General features: G+C 60.1%; 19 protein-coding genes. 10 read left to right on the plus strand and 9 right to left on the minus strand.

Annotation, left to right across the window (positions count from 1 at the left end; genetic code table 11):
- Positions 1–74: 74 nt before the first annotated feature.
- From dapF to J2T09_RS10745, 6 genes are all read left to right on the plus strand, one after another.
- Entirely contained in the window at positions 75–977 is a 903-nt protein-coding gene (dapF, locus tag J2T09_RS10720) for a diaminopimelate epimerase (RefSeq protein ID WP_306834117.1), read from the plus strand.
- A complete protein-coding gene (mtaB, locus tag J2T09_RS10725; RefSeq protein ID WP_306834119.1) occupies positions 974–2260 on the plus strand; it encodes a tRNA (N(6)-L-threonylcarbamoyladenosine(37)-C(2))-methylthiotransferase MtaB in 1287 nt (428 codons plus the stop codon). The genes dapF and mtaB overlap by 4 nt, the downstream gene beginning before the upstream one ends.
- Before the next feature lie 18 nt (positions 2261–2278).
- Positions 2279–3883 (plus strand): signal recognition particle-docking protein FtsY, encoded by a 1605-nt coding sequence (ftsY, locus tag J2T09_RS10730; RefSeq protein WP_306834121.1) that lies wholly within the window; start codon positions 2279–2281, stop codon positions 3881–3883.
- A 68-nt stretch (positions 3884–3951) separates the two neighbouring features.
- A complete protein-coding gene (locus tag J2T09_RS10735) occupies positions 3952–4599 on the plus strand; it encodes a septation protein A (protein WP_306834124.1) in 648 nt (215 codons plus the stop codon).
- Positions 4596–5183, plus strand: a complete 588-nt coding sequence (locus J2T09_RS10740) for a DUF2585 domain-containing protein (protein WP_306834126.1) — start codon at positions 4596–4598, stop codon at positions 5181–5183. The genes J2T09_RS10735 and J2T09_RS10740 overlap by 4 nt, the downstream gene beginning before the upstream one ends.
- A gap of 112 nt (positions 5184–5295) precedes the next feature.
- Entirely contained in the window at positions 5296–6483 is a 1188-nt protein-coding gene (locus J2T09_RS10745) for a GGDEF domain-containing protein (protein ID WP_306834128.1), read from the plus strand.
- Positions 6484–6503: 20 nt separating this feature from the next.
- Here J2T09_RS10745 and J2T09_RS10750 read toward each other — a convergent pair whose 3' ends face one another.
- The 5 genes from J2T09_RS10750 to ccmA are packed head-to-tail and all read right to left on the minus strand — an operon-like array spanning position 6504 to position 9407.
- Positions 6504–7121, minus strand: coding sequence for a DsbE family thiol:disulfide interchange protein (locus J2T09_RS10750; RefSeq protein WP_306834130.1), 618 nt, complete (start codon positions 7119–7121; stop codon positions 6504–6506).
- The gene (gene ccmD / locus J2T09_RS10755) at positions 7118–7291 is read right to left on the minus strand and encodes a heme exporter protein CcmD (RefSeq protein WP_306834132.1); all 174 of its coding nucleotides are present in this window, start codon (positions 7289–7291) and stop codon (positions 7118–7120) included. The genes J2T09_RS10750 and ccmD overlap by 4 nt, the downstream gene beginning before the upstream one ends.
- Before the next feature lies 1 nt (position 7292).
- Positions 7293–8063, minus strand: coding sequence for a heme ABC transporter permease (locus tag J2T09_RS10760; protein ID WP_306834134.1), 771 nt, complete (start codon positions 8061–8063; stop codon positions 7293–7295).
- Between the two features lie 43 nt (positions 8064–8106).
- On the minus strand, positions 8107–8766 hold the full coding sequence (ccmB, locus tag J2T09_RS10765; RefSeq protein WP_306834136.1) for a heme exporter protein CcmB: 660 nt from the start codon (positions 8764–8766) through the stop codon (positions 8107–8109).
- Positions 8763–9407: a heme ABC exporter ATP-binding protein CcmA gene (ccmA, locus tag J2T09_RS10770; RefSeq protein ID WP_306834138.1), complete on the minus strand. Its 645-nt coding sequence runs from the start codon at positions 9405–9407 to the stop codon at positions 8763–8765. Before ccmA ends, ccmB begins: the two co-directional genes overlap by 4 nt.
- A 267-nt stretch (positions 9408–9674) precedes the next feature.
- Between ccmA and acnA the strand changes: the two genes are divergently transcribed.
- The 4 genes from acnA to J2T09_RS10790 all read left to right on the plus strand — a co-directional run bounded on the left by acnA (position 9675) and on the right by J2T09_RS10790 (position 14857).
- On the plus strand, positions 9675–12368 hold the full coding sequence (gene acnA / locus J2T09_RS10775; RefSeq protein ID WP_306834140.1) for an aconitate hydratase AcnA: 2694 nt from the start codon (positions 9675–9677) through the stop codon (positions 12366–12368).
- 92 nt (positions 12369–12460) lie between these two features.
- On the plus strand, positions 12461–13198 hold the full coding sequence (locus J2T09_RS10780) for a sulfite exporter TauE/SafE family protein (protein WP_306834142.1): 738 nt from the start codon (positions 12461–12463) through the stop codon (positions 13196–13198).
- Between the two features lie 258 nt (positions 13199–13456).
- Positions 13457–14152, plus strand: coding sequence for a DUF1223 domain-containing protein (locus J2T09_RS10785; RefSeq protein ID WP_306834529.1), 696 nt, complete (start codon positions 13457–13459; stop codon positions 14150–14152).
- 315 nt (positions 14153–14467) lie between these two features.
- Positions 14468–14857 (plus strand): DUF2794 domain-containing protein, encoded by a 390-nt coding sequence (locus J2T09_RS10790; protein WP_306834143.1) that lies wholly within the window; start codon positions 14468–14470, stop codon positions 14855–14857.
- A gap of 6 nt (positions 14858–14863) precedes the next feature.
- Here J2T09_RS10790 and J2T09_RS10795 read toward each other — a convergent pair whose 3' ends face one another.
- The 4 genes from J2T09_RS10795 to J2T09_RS10810 all read right to left on the minus strand — a co-directional run bounded on the left by J2T09_RS10795 (position 14864) and on the right by J2T09_RS10810 (position 19717).
- On the minus strand, positions 14864–15421 hold the full coding sequence (locus J2T09_RS10795; protein ID WP_306834145.1) for a GNAT family N-acetyltransferase: 558 nt from the start codon (positions 15419–15421) through the stop codon (positions 14864–14866).
- A gap of 108 nt (positions 15422–15529) precedes the next feature.
- Positions 15530–16264, minus strand: coding sequence for a Bax inhibitor-1/YccA family protein (locus tag J2T09_RS10800; protein ID WP_306834147.1), 735 nt, complete (start codon positions 16262–16264; stop codon positions 15530–15532).
- A gap of 196 nt (positions 16265–16460) precedes the next feature.
- Positions 16461–19007 carry an ABC transporter permease gene (locus tag J2T09_RS10805; protein ID WP_306834150.1) on the minus strand — a complete coding sequence of 849 codons (2547 nt, stop codon included), beginning with the start codon at positions 19005–19007 and terminating at the stop codon, positions 16461–16463.
- Entirely contained in the window at positions 19004–19717 is a 714-nt protein-coding gene (locus J2T09_RS10810; RefSeq protein ID WP_306834152.1) for an ABC transporter ATP-binding protein, read from the minus strand. The genes J2T09_RS10805 and J2T09_RS10810 overlap by 4 nt, the downstream gene beginning before the upstream one ends.
- Between the last annotated feature and the right edge of the window lie 66 nt (positions 19718–19783).

A 19783-nucleotide genomic window follows, 5' to 3' on the forward strand; every position in this document is an offset into this window, starting at 1 on the left:
CTGGTAATTCCCAACGCTTTCGGCCATATACGCCTTGAAGATAGGGGCGCAGCGCCCGGGAATGGATCAGCATCATGACAGGACAGGTCGAATTCGCGCGGATGAACGGGCTTGGCAACAAGATCCTCGTTGTCGACATGCGCGGTCGCGCCGACATGGTGACGCCGGCTGCCGCGATCGCGCTCAATGCCGATCCGGCCACGCAGTTCGACCAGATCATGGCCATCCATGATCCGCGGGCCGATGGCACAGATGCCTGGATCGATATCCTGAACTGCGACGGCACCAAGGCGCAGGCCTGCGGCAACGGCACCCGCTGTGTCGTGCAGGCGCTCAGCGCCGAGACTGGCCGCAAGACGTTCACCTTCCAGACGGTCGCCGGCATCCTGAATGCGCAGGAGCATGCAGATGGCACGATCTCGGTCGATATGGGCAAGCCCGTTTTCGCCTGGGACAGGATCCCGCTGGCGGAAGAGTTTTTCGACACGAGCCGTATCGAACTTCAGATCGGCCCGATCGATGCACCCGTGCTGCATTCGCCCTCGGCCATGTCGATCGGCAATCCGCATGCGATTTTCTGGGTCGATCAGGACCCGATGACCTTCTGTCTCGAACGGTTTGGCCCGATGCTGGAAAACCATCCGATGTTTCCGGAAAAGGCCAATATCACGCTGGCACAGGTCATTGCCGGCGATGCCCTGCGCACCCGCACGTGGGAACGCGGCGCGGGCCTGACGCTTGCCTGCGGTTCCGCCGCCTGTGCCGCTGGCGTATCGGCTGCCCGCACGGGGCGCACCGGCCGCACCGTTACGATCGATGTCGCGACGGCTCCGACCCGCCAGCCGCTGGTCATCGAATGGCGGGAAGACGACCACGTCGTCATGACCGGCCCTGCCGAATGGGAATGGTCCGGCAAGGTCGATCCCGTCACCGGCATTTTTGTTCGCGACGAAGAGCCCGAAGCGAGGGTGAATTGAGCGGCGTCGAGGTCATCACCTTCGGCTGTCGGCTGAACACCTATGAATCGGAAGTGATGCGGGCCGAAGCCGAAAAGGCTGGCCTCAACAATGCCGTTCTGGTCAATACCTGTGCCGTCACAGGCGAGGCGGTGCGTCAGGCGCGTCAGGCTATCCGTCGTGTCCGCCGCGAAAATCCGCATGCCCGCATCATCGTCACCGGCTGCGCCGCGCAAACGGAAAGCGGGACCTTTGCCGAGATGGCGGAAGTCGACATGGTGTTGGGCAATGAGGAAAAGCTGAAAAGCACATCCTATCGCGCCCTGCCGGATTTCGGCGTGTCGTCGGAAGAAAAGCTGCGCGTCAACGATATCATGAGCGTCAAGGCGACCGCGCCGCAAATGGTCAAGCATATCGATGGCCATGTGCGCGCCTTCATCCAGGTACAGAACGGCTGCGATCACCGCTGCACCTTCTGCATCATCCCTTATGGTCGCGGCAATTCCCGCTCGGTGCCCATGGGCGCTGTGGTCGAGCAGGCGCGAAAACTCACGGAAAGCGGTTATCGCGAAATCGTGCTGACCGGTGTCGATGCCACCAGCTATGGCGCCGATCTGCCAGGCAGCCCGACGCTTGGTTATCTCGCTAAAACGCTGCTGAAACAGGTCCCCGAAATTCGTCGCCTGCGCCTGTCATCGATCGACAGTATCGAGGCCGACAATCATCTTTGGGATCTGATTGCCGACGAACCGCGTTTCATGCCGCATCTGCATCTGTCCCTGCAGCATGGGGATGACATGATTTTGAAGCGCATGAAACGCCGTCACAGCCGCGCCGAAGCCTTGGCATTTACCGAGCAGGCCCGCCGCCTGCGGCCCGATATCGCCTTCGGTGCGGATATGATCGCCGGTTTCCCGACGGAAACGGAGGAAATGTTCGAAGGCGCGGCCACGCTTGCCGAAGAGGCCGGCATCTCCTTCCTGCACGTCTTCCCTTACAGTCCGCGCCCCGGCACGCCCGCCGCCCGCATGCCGCAGGTCGATCGCGCGCTGGTCAAGGACCGTGCTAGCCGACTGCGCGCCCGTGGAGAGGTGCTGCACCGCGCCCATCTCGACCGCATGGTCGGAACCGAACAGGTGATCATCGTCGAAAACAACGGCATGGCGCATACGGAAAACTTTTCGCTGGTTGCGGCCCCAACGCTTATTCCCCGCGACTTCAAGCGCGTTATGATAACAGGGCACAACGGCAAACATCTCGACATGGCCGTCGTGGCCGATGCTCGTCACGAGCAGGCGGCCTGACCGGAACGGATATCTTTTATGGCATTGAGCTTCATCAAACGTGTCTTCACCTTCGGCGACAAGCCGGTCGAGGATCAGGCTGCACATCCGGCTCCCGATCGGGCGGCGGATGCCGCGGCCGTTCAGGCCGAACTGGAGCCGAAATCGCGCGATGAGGACCTGCCGCTTGCCGCTGACCCGGTGGCGGCGGTGGAGATCGAGACGGCCGGTGGCCCGTCTGGCGATGTGGTGGAGGCGGTTGAGGAAGAGCCTGCCGCGATCCTTCCGGGCGTTGAAGAGACCTCTGATCTTGGCGTTGTGCCGCTGTCCTTGCTGGAAGCTGAGGCTGCGGCGGAAACCGCGCGGGTTGAGGGTGCGGATCTACCCCCCTCTGCCCTGCCGGGCATCTCCCCCTCAGGGGGGGAGATCACGGATGTTCCGGCTTCGACCCCATTTGCTGAAAGTGCAAAAGGTGATGAGGCGCCCGCCCAGGATGTCGTGTCTGCCTTGAGGCAGGATGTGAGCAACGATTCGATCTCCCCCCCTGAGGGGGAGATGACCGGCAGGACAGAGGAGGGTGGTTCTACACCCGCCGAGACCAGCGGTGAACCAACGAACGCCCCGAGCGAAAGCGAAGGCGTGTCACCCGCCACACCCGTCCTTCCCAAAGGTTTTTCCACCGCCAAGCCGGAAGCCGAACCGGTTGCCGTTGTCGCTCCTGCAAAACTCACATGGTTCCAGCGCCTGCGTGCCGGCCTTGCCCGCACCTCTTCGCAGCTCACCGGCCAGATTTCTGCCCTGTTCACCAAGCGCAAGCTCGACGAGCAGACACTCGAAGAACTGGAAGACCTGCTGATCCAGGCCGATCTCGGCGTCGAAACCGCCATGCGCATCACCGACACGCTGTCTTCCGAGCGCTACGGCAAGGATGTGACGGGCGAAGACGTATCCCGCATCATGTCCGCCGAAATTACAAAAGTGCTGACGCCGGTCGCCAAGCCGCTGCAGCTCGATCTCGATCACAAGCCGCATGTCATTCTCGTCGTCGGCGTCAACGGCACCGGCAAGACCACCACGATCGGCAAGTTGGCCGCAAAACTCTCCGGTTCCGGCCTGAAGGTCATGCTTGCCGCCGGCGATACCTTTCGCGCAGCCGCGATTGAGCAGTTGAAAATCTGGGCGGATCGCACCGGTTCGCAATTTATCGGCACCAAGCTCGGCGCCGATGCGGCCGGTCTTGCCTATGATGCGTTCGAACAGGCACGTGCCAACAAGTCGGACGTGCTGATCATCGATACCGCCGGCCGTCTGCAGAACCGCACGGAACTGATGGCGGAACTGGAAAAGATCGTGCGCGTGTTGAACAAGCTCGATCCCGATGCGCCGCATACCGTGTTGCAGACGCTCGATGCCACGACCGGCCAGAACGCCATGAACCAGGTGGAAATTTTCCGCAATGTCGCGGGTGTCAGCGGCCTGATCATGACCAAGCTCGACGGTACCGCGCGCGGTGGCATTCTTGTGGCCATTGCGGCCAAGCACAAACTGCCGGTCTATTTCATCGGCGTTGGTGAAGGTGTGGATGATCTCGAACCTTTCGAGGCCAAGGATTTCGCGCATGCCATTGCCGGTCTGACGCATTGATGCCACGAAGAACGTGTCTGGCTTGCCCAGTACAACCCAGTTGAGTTTCGCACAAGAAGTTGGATGCCATGCAGATCGAAAGCGACACCACGCCGACCAAGGAAGAGAAGCAGCATCCCGGCCTCAAGCTGGCGCTGGAAATCGGGCCCTTGCTGGTATTCTTCTTCGGCAACCTGCGTGGCGAATGGCTGGCGGAAAAATTTCCGGCACTGACCGCCATTGGCGGACCGCTTTTGATCGCGACCGCGCTGTTCATGGTCGCGACCGTGATTTCGTTGATCGTCTCGAAAATCGTTTTCAAGCACCTGCCGGTCATGCCCTTCGTTTCGGGCGTCGTGGTCATGGTCTTTGGCGGGTTGTCGATCTGGCTGCAGGACGAGACCTTCATCAAGATGAAGCCGACCATCGTCAACACGCTGTTTGGCGTCGTCCTGCTCGGTGGTCTCCTGTTCGGCAAGTCGCTGCTCGGCTACGTCTTCAATGCCGCCTTCCGGCTGGATGCAGAAGGCTGGAAGAAGCTGACCTTGCGCTGGGGCATCTTTTTCCTGTTCCTCGCCGTCATCAACGAAATCGTCTGGCGCAATTTCTCCGATCAGTTCTGGGTCAATTTCAAGGTCTGGGGCACGATGCCGATCACCATCGCCTTCACGCTCTCGCAGATGCCTCTGATCATGCGCCACACGATCGAAGACACGGCGGCGGATAACGGCAAGTGACGACGGCGGGCTTTTCCGAACCGGGCTCCCAATCGCGCCGTTGGCTCATCGGCGCGCTCGTTCTGTTCATCGCGCAGATCGCCATCCTGTATGTCATGGGCCGTATTCCGATCTGCGAATGCGGTTACATAAAACTGTTCGAACCGGGCGTGAATTCGCCCGGCAATTCGCAGCATATCGCCGACTGGTACACGCCCTCCCACATCATACACGGGTTTCTGTTTTACGGTCTCGGCTGGCTGGTGCTGCGCCGCGCGCCGATCTCGGCCCGCCTGTCGCTGGCGGTGTTGATCGAGGCTGCCTGGGAAATCCTCGAGAACTCGCCCATCATCATCGATCGTTATCGCTCTGCCACAATGGCGCTCGGTTATAACGGTGACAGCATTTTGAACTCGGCGATGGATACGGTGTCCATGGCGATCGGTTTTTTTATCGCCGCGCGCCTGCCGGTATGGATGACGGTGGCGATCGCTATATTTTTCGAGTTGCTGACCGGTTATCTGATCCGCGACAATCTGACGCTCAACGTCCTTATGCTGATTTCCCCTGTGGATGCGGTGCGCGAGTGGCAGTCAGCCCTGTAAAGGGCGTGTATCTGCTGTCTCTCAATCAGGTTTCGTTAACAGTCGCGTCATAGAACCGGACTGTCAGTTCGTGGAGGGGGATGAGCCCCTTAGGCCGCGTCGCGAGGACGACATGGAATCCCAGGATAATTTCGCTTATCTTCTGCCCTTCATTTTCCTGACCTTCGGTCTGGTGTTTCTCGGGATGGCGCGTCTGGGCGACCGCAGTGCCCCTGCCTGGGGTTTTGGTTATATCGCTGCCGCTCTCGGCTTCGCCACGCCCATGCTGCTTGGTTTCCTGCCGGCACGCGGGCAGGCCGTTCTGGCGAATGCCTTCTTCTTTACCGGGTTCTATCTGTACGGCGACGCCCTTCTTCTGCGCTTCCGCCGCCCGCGCCTTCGCAAAGCACGTATGGCGCTTTGGGCGGCGGGCATGGCGTGTGCCGGATATTTCATTCTTGTCGCCGACAGCATGCGCGGCGAGCTGATGACCAGCGATCTCTTCTGCCTGGCTCTTCTGACGCTGCCGCTTGTAACCGTGGTGGGACATCTTCGCCGCCCTATCGATATCGCCCTGTTCGGTATCGTCGGACTGGTCTTTCTGGAGACGCTCGTGCGGCTGGTCACCATGACGGTGGTGATGACGGATCAGACCTATGTCGGCTTCGAGCGCTTTCTGGCATCCGATTACGCCTTCGTCATGCAGGTCGGCGCCAGCATCATCGGTTTCCTGATGGCGCTGACGGCGCTCGCTGCAACGGTTCTCGATGTCATCGGTGGCCACCAGGATGCCGCGCATCGCGATCCACTGACCAATGCGCTCAACCGTCGCGGTTTCGATCGCGCCGTTGCCGAGCTTGGTGAACTGGGTGAGCGTGGCGTGGTCATCTGCAGCGATGTCGACCATTTCAAGCGCGTCAACGACGATTACGGCCATGCGGCCGGCGATGTGGTCATCACCATTCTGGTCGAACTGTTCCGGCGACAGCTTCCGGAAGGCGCGCTGATCGCGCGGTTCGGGGGCGAGGAATTTGTGGCCTTCCTGCCCGGCATGTCGCTGACAGAAGGCGGGGTGCATGCGGAAGTGATCTGCCACGCCTTTGCAAACCGGCGCTGGGAAACGACCGGCATCCGCCGCAAGGTGACGGCAAGTTTTGGCGTCTGCGCCGTCTCACGCAACGACCGCTCGGTTCATGAGGCGATTGCGCGTGCCGATTCCTGCCTTTACGCAGCCAAGGATGCCGGCCGTAACCGCGTCGTCATCGAAGGTCGACAGAGAACCGATGGATCTGCCACCATTCACAGCATAACCGCCGCCTGAAGCGCTGGCCCTGTCTGTTTTCAGGATTTCGAGAGCGCTTTTTCCATCGCCGGCAATAGGCCGTTGGTCAGGCTTTGGCTGTCGAACGGGCCGACCTTCTTGTACAGGATCGTGCCGTCTGGGCCGACCAGATAACTTTCCGGAATGCCGTAGACACCCCAGTCGATCGCCGCCTTGCCGTTCGGGTCGACGCCGATCGCCTTGTAGGGATTGCCGAGTTCTCCCAGAAAACGCAGCGCGTTGTCGTTGCGATCCTTGTAGTTGATGCCGACAATGTTCAGCTGGCCCTGTTCGGCCAGGTTTTTCAGGATCGGATGTTCCTGTCGGCAGGGTACGCACCAGGAGGCAAAGACGTTGACCAGCGTCAGCTTGCCCCGGATCGCGTCATCTGTCAGCGCCGGCAGGTTGACGCCTTCAAGCGCGGGCATGGCCAGTGACGGGGCCTTCTGGCCCAGAAGTGCAGAAGGGATGGCCGAAACATCGTGGCCGTTGACATCCTGATCGTAAAGCATCTTGCCGGCGACGGCGGCGAAGCCGGCAAACACGGCGAGCGGGATGAGCGCCAGTGCATAACGGCCAAAACCGCGACGCGCGCCTTCGGGCTGCTTCTGTTCCGTTGGTTGCGAGCTATTGGTCATGCCTCTTTGCCTTCCGGCTTCGGGGCGGAGCGGCGGCGAATGCCGGATGCTTCGAGTTCCGCCAGTTCCTTGGCTCGAGCCCGGCCATCCAGCCAGACCCAGGTGATAAGACAGAGGCTGATCAGCGCTGCGATGCCATAGGACATGGCGATATAGAATGTATGGGTCATGTCACGCACCCTTTTCCGAAGTCTGGCCGGCCATGCGGGCCGCCATGCGGCGTTGCGCGCTGACGCGGCGGCGCCAGATCTCGTTACGCATCGCGGCGATATGCAGCGTGAAAAACAGCATGGTGAAGGCAAAAGCCATGATCAGCAGGGGCCAGAGAAAAGTGCTGTCGATCGTCGAGCCGCCCATGCGGATGACGCTGGCCGGTTGGTGCAGCGTATTCCACCAGTCGACGGAGAACTTGATGATCGGGATGTTGACGAACCCGACGAGGATCAGGACGGCCGAAACACGCGCGGCCTTGCCCGGATCATCCATGGCGCGGTTGAGCGCGATCAGGCCGAGATACATCAGGAACAGCACGAAAACAGAGGTCAGGCGCGCATCCCACACCCACCATGTGCCCCACATCGGCTTGCCCCAGAGTGAGCCGGTGGCAAGCGCGATCAGCGTGAAGGCAGCGCCGAGAGGGGCTGCGGCCTTGTGGCTGACATCTGCCAGCGGATGACGCCAGACCAGCGTGCCGATGGCCGACGCTGCCATCACCGAATAACACATCATAGAGAGCCAGGCGGCCGGCACATGCACATACATGATGCGCACGGTCATGCCTTGCTGGTAATCGCCTTCGCCGGCAAAGCTCAGATAGAGGCCTATTGCGAAGAGGATGGCGGTGATGCCGGCCATCCAGGGAAGAAGACGCGACGCCAGGCCCAAAAACCGCGTTGGGTTGGCGAGATCTGTCAGCTTGGTCAAAACGGCTATCTGGGGCATAGGGCTTTCTACTTGGTGTCGCGGGCCGTGGCTTTGCTTCTAGTCAATCGCCGGCGTTTCTCAATGCCAGGGCAGCACCAAGGGGCCCAAGAACGGCAAAAAACATCGTGATTGCCACCAATATCAGGAATGGCGGCATGAAGGGAGCGGGGTCCTGCACGGCGGCATAGGATGCGCTGACTCCGAAAATCAGCACCGGGATCGCCAGCGGCAGGACCAGAATGGAGACCAGCAACCCGCCACGGGGCAGGGCGACCGCCACGGCGGCGCCGACAGCGCCGATAAAGGTCAGCGCCGGTGTGCCGACCAGAAGCGTCAGCATGGTCGCGCCGATCGCTACCTCGTCCATGTTCATGAACAGGCCGAGAAGCGGCGAGGCGATCACCAGCGGCAGGCCGTTGCCCAGCCAGTGGGCCAGGCATTTGACCAGCACGGTCAGCGCCAGCGGATGTTCCTGCATGAGGATCAGGTCGAGCGATCCATCCTCACGATCGGTCTGGAACATGCGGTCGAGGCCAAGCAGCGCCGAAAGAAGCGCGCCGATCCAGACGATGGCGGGACCAATACGGGACAGAAGGTTGAGGTCGGGACCGACGCCGAAGGGAATGACGGCAACGACGGTGGTAAAAAACAACACGCCGATCAGCGCGCCACCACCGGCGCGGACTGAAAGTTTGAGGTCGCGAAGAAGGAGAGCGATCACCACATGCTCTCCATCACGCCGGCAAAGCCCGTCATCTTCAATTCCTGCGCATTCTCCAGCCCGAGCGGCTGATGGGTGGCCGCGAGTACGATACCGTCGTGACCGAGGTGATCCTTTATCAGAGCGGTGAACACGCTTTCGGCACTCACATCAAGTGCCGCTGTTGGTTCGTCGAGGATCCAGACCGGACGCCAGGCGACCAGCAGTTTGGCAAAGGCCATACGACGTTGCTGGCCAGCGGAAAGATATCCGAAGGGAAGGTGGGTGATGCCGCTAAGCCCAACGGCGTCCGCTGCGCCCGTGACCGTCATTCCCCGCCCGCCGGCAAAATCGCCAACGAAGTTCTGCCAGAATTCGAGGTTTTCCCGGACAGACAGTTCCGCTTTCATGGCATTGCGATGGCCGAGATAATGGCAGGCTTCCGATGCCCGTGTGCCGGGCTCTGCACCGTCCGATTCCCAAGTCACACGACCGCTTTCCGGGCGCAGCAGTCCGGCGACTGCCCGCAGCAGCGTGGATTTTCCCGAACCATTGCGGCCGGTCAGGATCAGGCTCTCGCCGGCGCTGAGGGTGAAGGAGACATCCTTGAAAATAAGGTCTTCTCCGCGTCTCGCGCTCAGCGCTTCTACCGTCAGTCGCATCTGCGGGCTTTCGTTGTGTTTCATCATCCAGCCAAAAAATCTGACGTGACTTGCGGCATGGGGTCTGGAAGGCTTCTTAGAAACTATCTATATACATGGCAACCACGCCAGCGGTCGGCGTGATTTCCACCTGGCGCCGGACCTGAAGACCACAAATCTTCTCGTGCGGACAGCGGAAATGGCCGCACCCGCATCCTTAGTGCATTTAAAAGTGCATAGGCGTCCGCACGCGCGTGTTGGCTCTTGATATCAGCGGGGTTGTTTTCCGTGACGAAATCTATCGATAGCTTCCAATGTCGCTCCGTCCTTACCGTTGGCGGTAAGGACTATGTCTATTTCAGCCTGCCCAAGGCCGAGGCGAACGGTCTGCCGGGCGTTTCCAAATTGCCCTTTTCCATGAAGGTGCTGCTGGAAAACCTGCTGCGCTTCGAAGACGGCCAGTCCGTCACGAAGGAGCAGATTCTCTCTGTTGCCGAATGGCTGAACAACAAGGGCCTGACCGAGGCCGAAATCGCCTATCGCCCGGCCCGCGTTCTCATGCAGGACTTTACCGGCGTTCCGGCGGTCGTCGATCTTGCCGCCATGCGTGACGGTATCAAATCGCTCGGCGGCGATCCGGAAAAGATCAATCCGCTCGTGCCCGTCGATCTCGTCATCGACCACTCGGTGATCGTCGATGAATTCGGCACGCCGACTGCCTTTTCCCGCAATGTGGAACTTGAATACCAGCGCAACGGCGAACGGTATCGCTTCCTCAAATGGGGTCAGCAGGCGTTCAAGAATTTTCGCGTCGTGCCCCCCGGCACGGGTATCTGTCACCAGGTCAATCTCGAATATCTCGGTCAGACAGTCTGGACCAACGAGGAAGACGGTGAAACCGTCGCCTATCCCGACACATGCGTGGGTACGGATTCGCACACAACCATGATCAACGGTCTCGGCGTGCTCGGCTGGGGCGTCGGCGGTATCGAGGCGGAAGCCTCCATGCTCGGCCAGCCGGTTTCCATGTTGTTGCCGGAAGTGATCGGCTTCAAGCTGACCGGCAAGCTGAAGGAAGGCGTGACCGCGACCGACCTCGTGCTCACCGTCGTGCAGATGCTGCGCAAGAATGGCGTGGTGTCCAAGTTCGTCGAATTCTATGGTGCAGGCATGGACAACATGCCGCTCGCCGACCGCGCGACGATCGGCAATATGGGCCCGGAATACGGCGCGACCTGCGGTTTCTTCCCGGTGGATGGCGAAACGATCAATTACCTGACCATGTCCGGCCGCACCCATGACCGGATTGCTCTTGTCGAGGCCTATTCGAAGGCGCAGGGGATGTGGCGTGACGGCGACGGCTCCGATCTCGTGTTCACCGACACGCTGGAACTCGATCTCGGCGATGTCGTGCCGTCCATGGCAGGTCCAAAACGTCCCGAAGGTCGTATTCCGCTCGAAAACATTGCTTCCGGTTTCGCCGGTTCGATGGACGCCGATTACAAGAAGCCGGGTCAGCTCGATAACCGTTATGCGGTTGAAGGCACCGATTTCGATCTCGGCCATGGCGACGTGGCAATTGCCGCCATCACCTCCTGCACCAACACATCGAACCCGTCCGTGCTGATCGCTGCCGGTCTTCTCGCCCGCAACGCGGTTGCCAAAGGTCTGAAGACGGCACCGTGGGTGAAGACATCGCTTGCACCGGGGTCCCAGGTGGTCGGCGAATATCTCGCCAGGTCCGGCCTGCAGACGGATCTCGATGCGCTCGGCTTTAACCTCGTCGGTTTCGGCTGCACCACCTGCATCGGCAATTCCGGCCCGCTGCCGGCGCCGATTTCCAAGACGATCAATGACAAGGGTCTGATCGTTTCAGGTGTTCTCTCCGGCAATCGCAATTTCGAAGGTCGTATCTCGCCGGATGTGCAGGCCAACTATCTGGCTTCGCCGCCGCTGGTTGTCGCTTACGCGCTGGCCGGCACGGTGCAGAAGGACCTGACGACGGAACCGCTCGGAACGGGAAGCGATGGCCAGCCGGTGTTCCTCAAGGATGTCTGGCCGACATCGGCCGAGGTGCAGGAATTCATCCAGACATATGTCACCCGCGAACTGTACGAAACAAAATATGCCGACGTGTTCAAGGGCGATGAGAACTGGCAGGCGGTGCAGATCCCGGATGGCGATACCTATGCATGGGACGACAACTCGACCTATGTGCAGAACCCGCCTTATTTCGTCGGCATGGGCAAGACCGGCTCGGGCCTCAAGAACATCAAGGGCGCCCGCGTGCTCGGTCTCTTCGGCGACAAGATCACCACCGACCACATTTCTCCGGCCGGTTCGATCAAGGCGTCCTCGCCGGCCGGTGCTTACCTCACGGAAAACGGCGTCTCCGTTGCCGATTTCAACCAGTACGGCACGCGTCGTGGCAATCACGAAGTGATGATGCGCGGTACCTTCGCCAATATCCGCATTCGTAATCACATGCTTGGACCGAACGGTAAGGAAGGTGGCTTCACGATCCACTATCCGTCCAAGGAAGAGATGTCGATTTACGACGCTGCGATGAAGTACAAGGATGAAGGCACGCCGCTGGTCATCTTCGCCGGTGTCGAATATGGCAACGGGTCTTCGCGTGACTGGGCTGCCAAGGGCACCAACCTGCTTGGTGTCAAGGCGGTCATCGCTCAGTCCTTTGAGCGTATCCACCGCTCCAATCTGGTCGGCATGGGCGTCGTTCCCTTCACTTTCGAGGAAGGCACGACATGGGCCTCGCTCGACCTCAAGGGTGACGAAACCGTCACCATCGAGGGCCTTGAAGGCGATATCAAGCCGCGCGAATGGAAGATCGCCAGGATCAGCTACGCGGATGGCACGGAGAAGGACGTCAAAATCCTCTGCCGCATCGATACGCTGGATGAAGTCATCTACATGAACAATGGCGGCATTCTGCAAACCGTTCTTCGCGATCTCGCCGCGTAAAAAACACAACACCCGCCGGATCATCCGGCGGGTGTTTTTCTTTCCAAAGTCCCGCCTAAAATCCCGCATCGCATTTCTCAGGTTTCCCGCCCTTGTCCCTCATCATTTTCATCGGGATGGCAGTCACCGTCTTCCTGACGTCGCTGCTCTCCGGCATCTTTGGCATGGCTGGCGGGTTGATCCTGCTCTGGGTGCTGCTTTTCCTTTATCCAGTCGGCACCGCCATCGCGATCCAGGGCGTCATCCAGATGGTGTCGAACGGTTCGCGCGCATGGTTTTCACGCGCCTATATCGACTGGAAGATCCTTGCCGTCCTGTGCTCTGGTGTGGCGGTTTCTGCTCTCATCCTGTTCATCACCAGCTACACGCCCAACCTGTTGGTGGTACTGATCGGTGTCGGTCTGATGCCGATCCTTGTCTGGCTGCCGGTCAACAAACTGAAGCTCGACGCCTCGCGTCCCTCGCATGCATTTCTCGCCGGGGTACTGTCCGGTGGCATGACGATCAGCGTCGGCGTCGCCGGACCGACGGTCGATATCTTTTTCATCCGCACGGAGATGGATCGCCGCAAGGTCATCGCCACCAAGGCTTCGATCCAGACGCTCTCGCATCTCGCCAAGATCGCCTTCTACTGGGATGCCGCCTCGCAACTACCGACGGTCGATGCCATTGCCGTGCTGATCGCTGCCCCGATCGCCATACTCGGCGCGCGCGCCGGAAACGGCATCCTGCAACGGATAACCGACGCCAATTTCCGCAGCTGGACGCGTTGGGTGGTGACGGGGGTCGGGGCAGTTTACCTGACGCAAGGCCTGCTAAAACTGCTTTGACCTTCTTGGAATCTTCAGCAATTCATGGCAACTCATCAGGAAACATGACAGGGTAACCGATCACGTATCTGGTCCTCACCCTGTTGTGACTTCCGTTTGACCGGATGGATTGAGTATTTTGCAGGGGAAGATGTGCGTGGCCGTTCCGTCACCGCCGTGACGTTCCGGTTCGCAAGAGGGTTTTGTTCGATGTTTCCGACTGTCCGTAGTGCCGCATTGCTGATCGGCCTGTTTTCTGCTTGCCCGTTTTATGCAGGTATGGCTGTTGCCGGCGATATTGCGGAACCGAAGGGGGTCGTTGAGCTCTTTACCTCGCAGGGCTGCGCTTCATGCCCACCTGCCGATGCCACGTTGAAGAAACTCGTGGAGCAGGGCGATGTCGTCGCACTCTCCTATCACGTCGATTACTGGAACTATCTCGGCTGGACCGATACGCTGAGTTCCAAGGAAAACACCGAGCGCCAGTATGGCTATGCCCATGCCTTCAATCGCAGCGGCGTCTACACGCCGCAGGCCGTCGTCAACGGCCGTGATCACCTGATCGGAACGGATCTGGCTGCCATCAACCAGAAGATGGATGGCATGAAAAGCGCGGGCCAGGGCCTGACCATACCGGTGAAGGCCGCGATGAACGGTGAGGAGATCGATATCAATATCGGTCCCGGCACCGGCAAGGCCGATATCGTCATCGCCTATTTCACCAAGAAGGAAAAGGTCGAGGTTCAGAAGGGCGAGAACACCGGCAAGCAGATGGAATATTGGCACAGCGTCTACGATGTGCAGACTGTCGGCATGTGGGATGGCAAGGACATGAAGATCACGGTGCCGGCGCGTACCTTGGGCAAGGGCAAGAAGGATGGCTGCGCCATTCTCCTGCAGTCTTCCAAGACGGGCGGTGAGCCCGCTGAAATCATCGGCGCAACCGTGCTGATGGCCGGCCGCAAGCGCGACTGATATTCTTCTGCTCGATCTGTTCTGAGGAGAAACCGGCACTGGTTGTGCCCGGTAGGGTGTTGGTTGCCCGATCCGAGGCGTTGGGGGGCTGGGGGTAAGGGTCAGCGCTCCGGACCGGGCTTGTTTGACGCGATGGCGTCAACCAACAACGCCAATCTCGCTTCGGATTCGGGCACTGTTTTGACCGAAATGCGGCGAGAAAAATTTACATCCTTTGATTTTGCAAGGCTTTGCTACATCAACCGTCTGCGGCTTGCATTTTATGCCTGCTGAGGCACACTGTCATATCTCTGCAATAGACGATCTGGAGCCGTGATGACTGATCAGCCGGATTTTCCGAGGGGATCAAAACCCGAAGACGGTAGCGTCGTTGTCGATCTCAACCAGTACAAACAGAACCGCGATCCGCTGCCCATCACGTTTCACCGGCGTGAGCTGGATGCTATTCTTTGGATCTACGGGCGCATGGTGGGAGAGGGCGAGTGGAAAGACTATGCCATCGACCATACCAAGGAGAAGGCGGTGTTTTCCGTCTTCAAGCGCTCCGGCGAGATGCCGCTCTTCCGTATCGAAAAAAATCCGAAACTTGCTGCCAAGCAGGGTGCTTATTCCGTCGTCAACACGCATGGCATGATCCTGAAGCGCGGTCACGATCTGCAGCAGGTTCTGAAAGTGTTCGACAAGGTGCTGAAGCTTGTCGACTGACCGCTCCTATTCGGAAAAAAGCGAGCCGGGATAAGCCGCCGGGTCCGGTGCGGTCTCCGTACCCTCGCCAAGCGCGATCTGCATGAAAACCGTATCCAGCCATTTGCCATGCTTGAAACCGGTGCCGTTCATCGTGCCGGTCATTTCGAAACCGAGACTTTTGTGGACGGCGACCGAGGCCGGGCTGGCGCCGCCGATGACGGCCGCCATCTGACGAAAACCAAGCGCTTCGCAACGAATGATCAGTTCTTTCAACAGCGCCTTGCCAACGCCTTTTCCGCGGGCTTGTGGGCCCAGATAGATCGAATCCTCCACCAGCCAGCGATAGGCCGGGCGCGTGCGAAAGGCTGAGGCATAGGCATAACCGAGAAGCATGCCGTCTTCCGCTTCGGCAGCGATGTAGGGATAGCCCTTTTCCCTGATCGCCTGGAAGCGGTCGGTCATCTCCGCCTGATCCGGCGGCGTGATCTCGTAACTTGCGGTGCCGTTGAGCACGCTGTCGCGGTAGATTTCGGTAATCGCGAAAAGGTCGGCGGGGGTTGCGTCGCGCAGGCGAAAAGTCATGGCAGGGTGTCACGGTGGCGGGATGTTTTCGAGGCTATGCGGCTGCGCCAAATCCCGCAACAAAAAAGGCGACCCGAAGGCCGCCTTTCCTAATCCATGTATTCCTGATTAGTCGCGGTTTCCGAGGAAGCGCAGCATGAACAGGAACAGGTTGATGAAGTCCAGATACAGGGTCAGAGCGCCCATGATGGCCATGCGGCCGGTCGTGGCGACGTCATTGCCTTCGTAATACATTTCCTTGATCTTCTGCGTATCGTAGGCGGTGAGGCCTGCGAAGATCAGCACGCCGATCGCGGAGATGGCGAAGCCGAGTGCCGAAGACGCCAGGAAAATGTTGACGATCGAGGCGATGATCAGGCCGAACAGACCCATGATCAGGAACGAACCCATCGCCGACAGGTCCTTCTTGGTGCTGTAGCCGTAAAGCGACAGCGCGCCGAAGGAGGCGGCGGTGACGAAGAAGGTCTGCACGATGCTCTGGCCCGTATAGACCAGGAAGATCGACGACAGCGAAAGGCCCATCAGCGCCGCATAAATCCAGAACGTCGTCTGCGCAGCAGAAACGCTCATCTTGTGGATGCGGAAGCTGAGGAAGAACACAAGCGCGATCGGCGCGAGCATCACGACCCAGCGAAGCGGCGAGCCATACATGGCCTGCGCGAATGCGGGGCTGTTGAGTGCAGCCGTATAGGTGCCGTAGGCAGCCAGGCCGGTGATCGCAAGACCGAGCGCCATCAGGTTGTACACCTTCAGCATATGGGCCCGCAGGCCCTGATCGATCATCGCGCCCGACTGTACGCCGCCGCGTGCCATGCGGTCTTGGTAGTGGTGGGGATCAGCCATGGTTTCCTCTCAAAAGCTCCGAGATCTTTTCGGTGTGCGGGGGAAATCCCGGGCGCCGCTGCGGAGCTCCAGCAAGCATGAGCAGAATATGCTGGTAGTTGCGTTATCATTCAAGGCTTTGAGACCCGAATCCCGAAAGTGAAGAGAATTTAATGCGCCAACCCATGTCCAGACCTGACGATCGTCAGGCCTCACGTTAAAGTTCGCGCAATACGGGTGCTGCTTTCTGCCCTAAAATGCGCCATGTACCGGCTAGGCCGATGCCGACGGTCAGCACCAGCGCAATCACCAGCGTCAGCACTGCGACATCCGGCATGAAGGTCGATTGCAGCCGCATGATCTTTGCCACCACATACCACGCGGCGCCCGTGCCGGCGAACAGCGCGAAGATGGCCGTTGCCGTGCCAAGGATCATGTATTCGTAACTGAAGGCGCGGATCAGCATGGAGCGCGTGCCGCCCAGCGTTTTCAGGATCACGGCGTCATGGGTGCGGGCCCGGTTGCCGGCCGCAAGCGCACCGGCCAGAACCAGAACGGAGGCGATCAGCGCAACGGCGGCCGCCGCGCGGATGGCCGTGGCGAGCTGGCCGACCAACTGATCAACGATATCGATCGCGTCTTTTACACGCACGCTGGTGATGGTCGGAAAGGCGTTGGTGACGGCTTTCAGGATGGCTGCCTCGGTTTGCGGCGAGGCAGCTGTATCCGTCAGGGTCGCCAGCCAGGCATGTGGAGCGCCTCTGAATGTGTTGGGCGAAAAGACCATGACAAAATTGATCGACAGCGATTCCCACTCGATCTTGCGGAAGTTGGCGATCTTTGCGGTGATGTTGCGGCCGAGCACATTGACCGTGACGGTGTCGCCGATCTTCAGTCCCAGCTCGCCGGCCTCTTCAGCCGAGAAGGAGACGAGCGGTTCGCCGCTGTAATCTGCCGGCCACCATTTGCCTTCGACCAGTTTCGAACCGGCCGGCGGATCGGCGTCATAGGTGATGCCGCGATCCCCGCGCAGAACCCAGCGCCCTTGTGGCGGCACGTTCATCCTGGCGACGTCCTCGCCGTTGAAGGCGAGAATACGCCCGCGCAGCATGGGCACTTCCGTGATCGTTCCCTGTGGCGACTGCTGTTTCAGGATGTCGACAAAACCCTGACGTTCGGCGCTCTGGATATCGATGAAGAAGAAGTTGGGCGCGTTCTGCGTCATCGTGCCGTTCAGCTGGCGGCGCAGATTACCGTCGATCAGCGTCAGAGTGACCAGCAATGCCAGACCGAGACCAAGGGAAAGAACGACGGACGGTGTGAGTGCGCCGGGGCGATGGATGTTGCCGATGGCCAGCCGCAGCGCCGGCGAGGCGACGCGCGGGCAACGGCGCGCCAGCGAGGCGATGCCGCTGGCAACAACACGCAGCAGGATGAAGGCGGCTGCGACCGCGCCGAGGAAAACGGAGGCGATAAAGCGGTCTTCTGCCGCAAAGATGGCCAATGCGGCAAGCGCGGCCAAAGCCACGCCGCCGGCTGCAAGATAAGGCCATGATGGCAGGCGCGCCTGTTCAAAACCCTGTTCGCGGAAAAGTGCGGTTGCCGGCACTTCGCGGGCATGGCCGAGTGGCAGGATGGCGAAAGCGAAGGTCGTCAGCAGGCCGAAGAGTGCGGCAAGGCCGAGGGCCGATGGATAAAGTGTCACTTCGGCCGGAACAGGCAATGCGCCGTCAAGGAACCGAAGTGCGACGAAGGGGGCGATGGCCCCGACCGTCAGGCCGATCAGGATGCCGACTCCGCCGAGAATGAGGATCTGGAACAGATAGGTGATCGTCACGACGAAAGCCGGTGCGCCGAGGCATTTCAGCGTGGCGATGGTGGTGCGCTTCGAATCGAGAAAAGCACGCACCGCATTGGCCACGCCAACGCCACCGACGATGAGTGCGGTGAGGCCAACGAGCGTCAGGAACTGCGAAAAGCGATCGACATTTTCCGTCAGGGAGGGGGCTGCGCGGTCGCTGCTGCGAACGGACCAGCCGGCGCTCGGAAACTGCTTGTTTGCGTCCGCCACGACCGCCCTGCTGGTGGTCGGGTCTGCCAGCTTGATGCGATAGGCGTGTTCGACAAGGCTGCCGGTGGTGATCAGGCCGGATGCGACCAAAGCATCACGGGCAATAAGCAGGCGCGGGGCGAAGCCAAAGCCTTCGGAAACGGCATCCGGTTCGGTCACGATCGTGCCTTTGATCCTGATGCGGGCATTGCCGAGCAGCAGTTCGTCTCCGACGGAAATGCCCAGGCGATCGAGAAGCAATGGGGCGGCGATCGCACCATAGATGCCGTCCTCGTGCGTCAAGAGATTGGTGATCGGCATGTTCGGTTCGGTCTTGAGTTGACCGTAAAGCGGATAGATGCCGTCAACGGCCTTCACTTCTGCCAGCGTCTGGTCCGCACCGTCCGGCAGGCGCGCCATGGACCGGAGATTGGTGGAGACGGATACAGTGCCGAGACCATTGAGGAAGGCACGTTCCTCTTCGCTTGCCTCGCGATTGTTCAGCTCGAACCGGACGTCGCCCGCCAAGAGGCTCTGGCCCTGCGTCGCAATCGCGCCGGTAATGGCGCGCGATACGGAATTGACCGAGGCGATGGCGCCGGTGCCAAGCGCGATACAGGCGAGAAAGATATAAAAACCCGAAAGGCCGCCACGCATTTCACGAAAGGCGAGGCGAAGCGCGATCGACAGACGGGCAGATGTGCTGTTTCTCATGCGCGGATCGCTTCTCCAACGCTGCCGGGGGCAGCACCTTCGGCAACGATCTCGCCGGAGCGCACGCGGATCTGGCGCGAGCAACGGTCGGCAAGCGCATTGTCATGCGTTACCAAAAGCATGGTCATGCCGCGTTCCGCCTGCTTGGAAAACAGGAGGTCGGCAATCTGGCGGCCGGTTTCGGTGTCGAGGTTGCCGGTCGGTTCATCGGCGATCAGCACCGAAGGCGAAGGAGCGAGAGCGCGGGCGATCGCCACACGCTGCTGTTCGCCGCCGGACAGCTGGCCGGGATAATGGTTGAGGCGCTCACCGAGACCGACAGCGATGAGTTCCTGACGCGCGATCTCGAACGGGTTGGCGACATTGGCCAGTTCCAGCGGAACGGCGACGTTTTCGATTGCCGTCATGTTGGCGATCAGATGAAACGACTGGAAGACGATGCCGATATTGCGCCCGCGGAAATCGGCAAGCCCATCCTCGGAAAGCTGGTGAAGGGGCGTGTTGAGAATGATGATTTCGCCGCTGTCGAGCCGTTCAAGTCCGGCCAGAACCATCAGAAGGGTCGATTTGCCGGAGCCGGACGGGCCGACAATGCCGACCGCTTCACCGCGACCGATCTGGACGTCGATATTTTTCAATACATGCACGGATGCTGCGGCGCTGCCGAGGGTAAGATCAGCCTTCTTCAGCTCGATAATGGTTTTAGTCACGCGCAGGCGTCCTATATTGGCATGTAGACAATGGTCATGATGGGATGCCGGCGCGGCCGGCGAACA

The sequence above is a fragment of the Neorhizobium huautlense genome (assembly GCF_030811685.1).
In the GTDB taxonomy this organism is placed as follows: domain Bacteria; phylum Pseudomonadota; class Alphaproteobacteria; order Rhizobiales; family Rhizobiaceae; genus Neorhizobium; species Neorhizobium huautlense_A.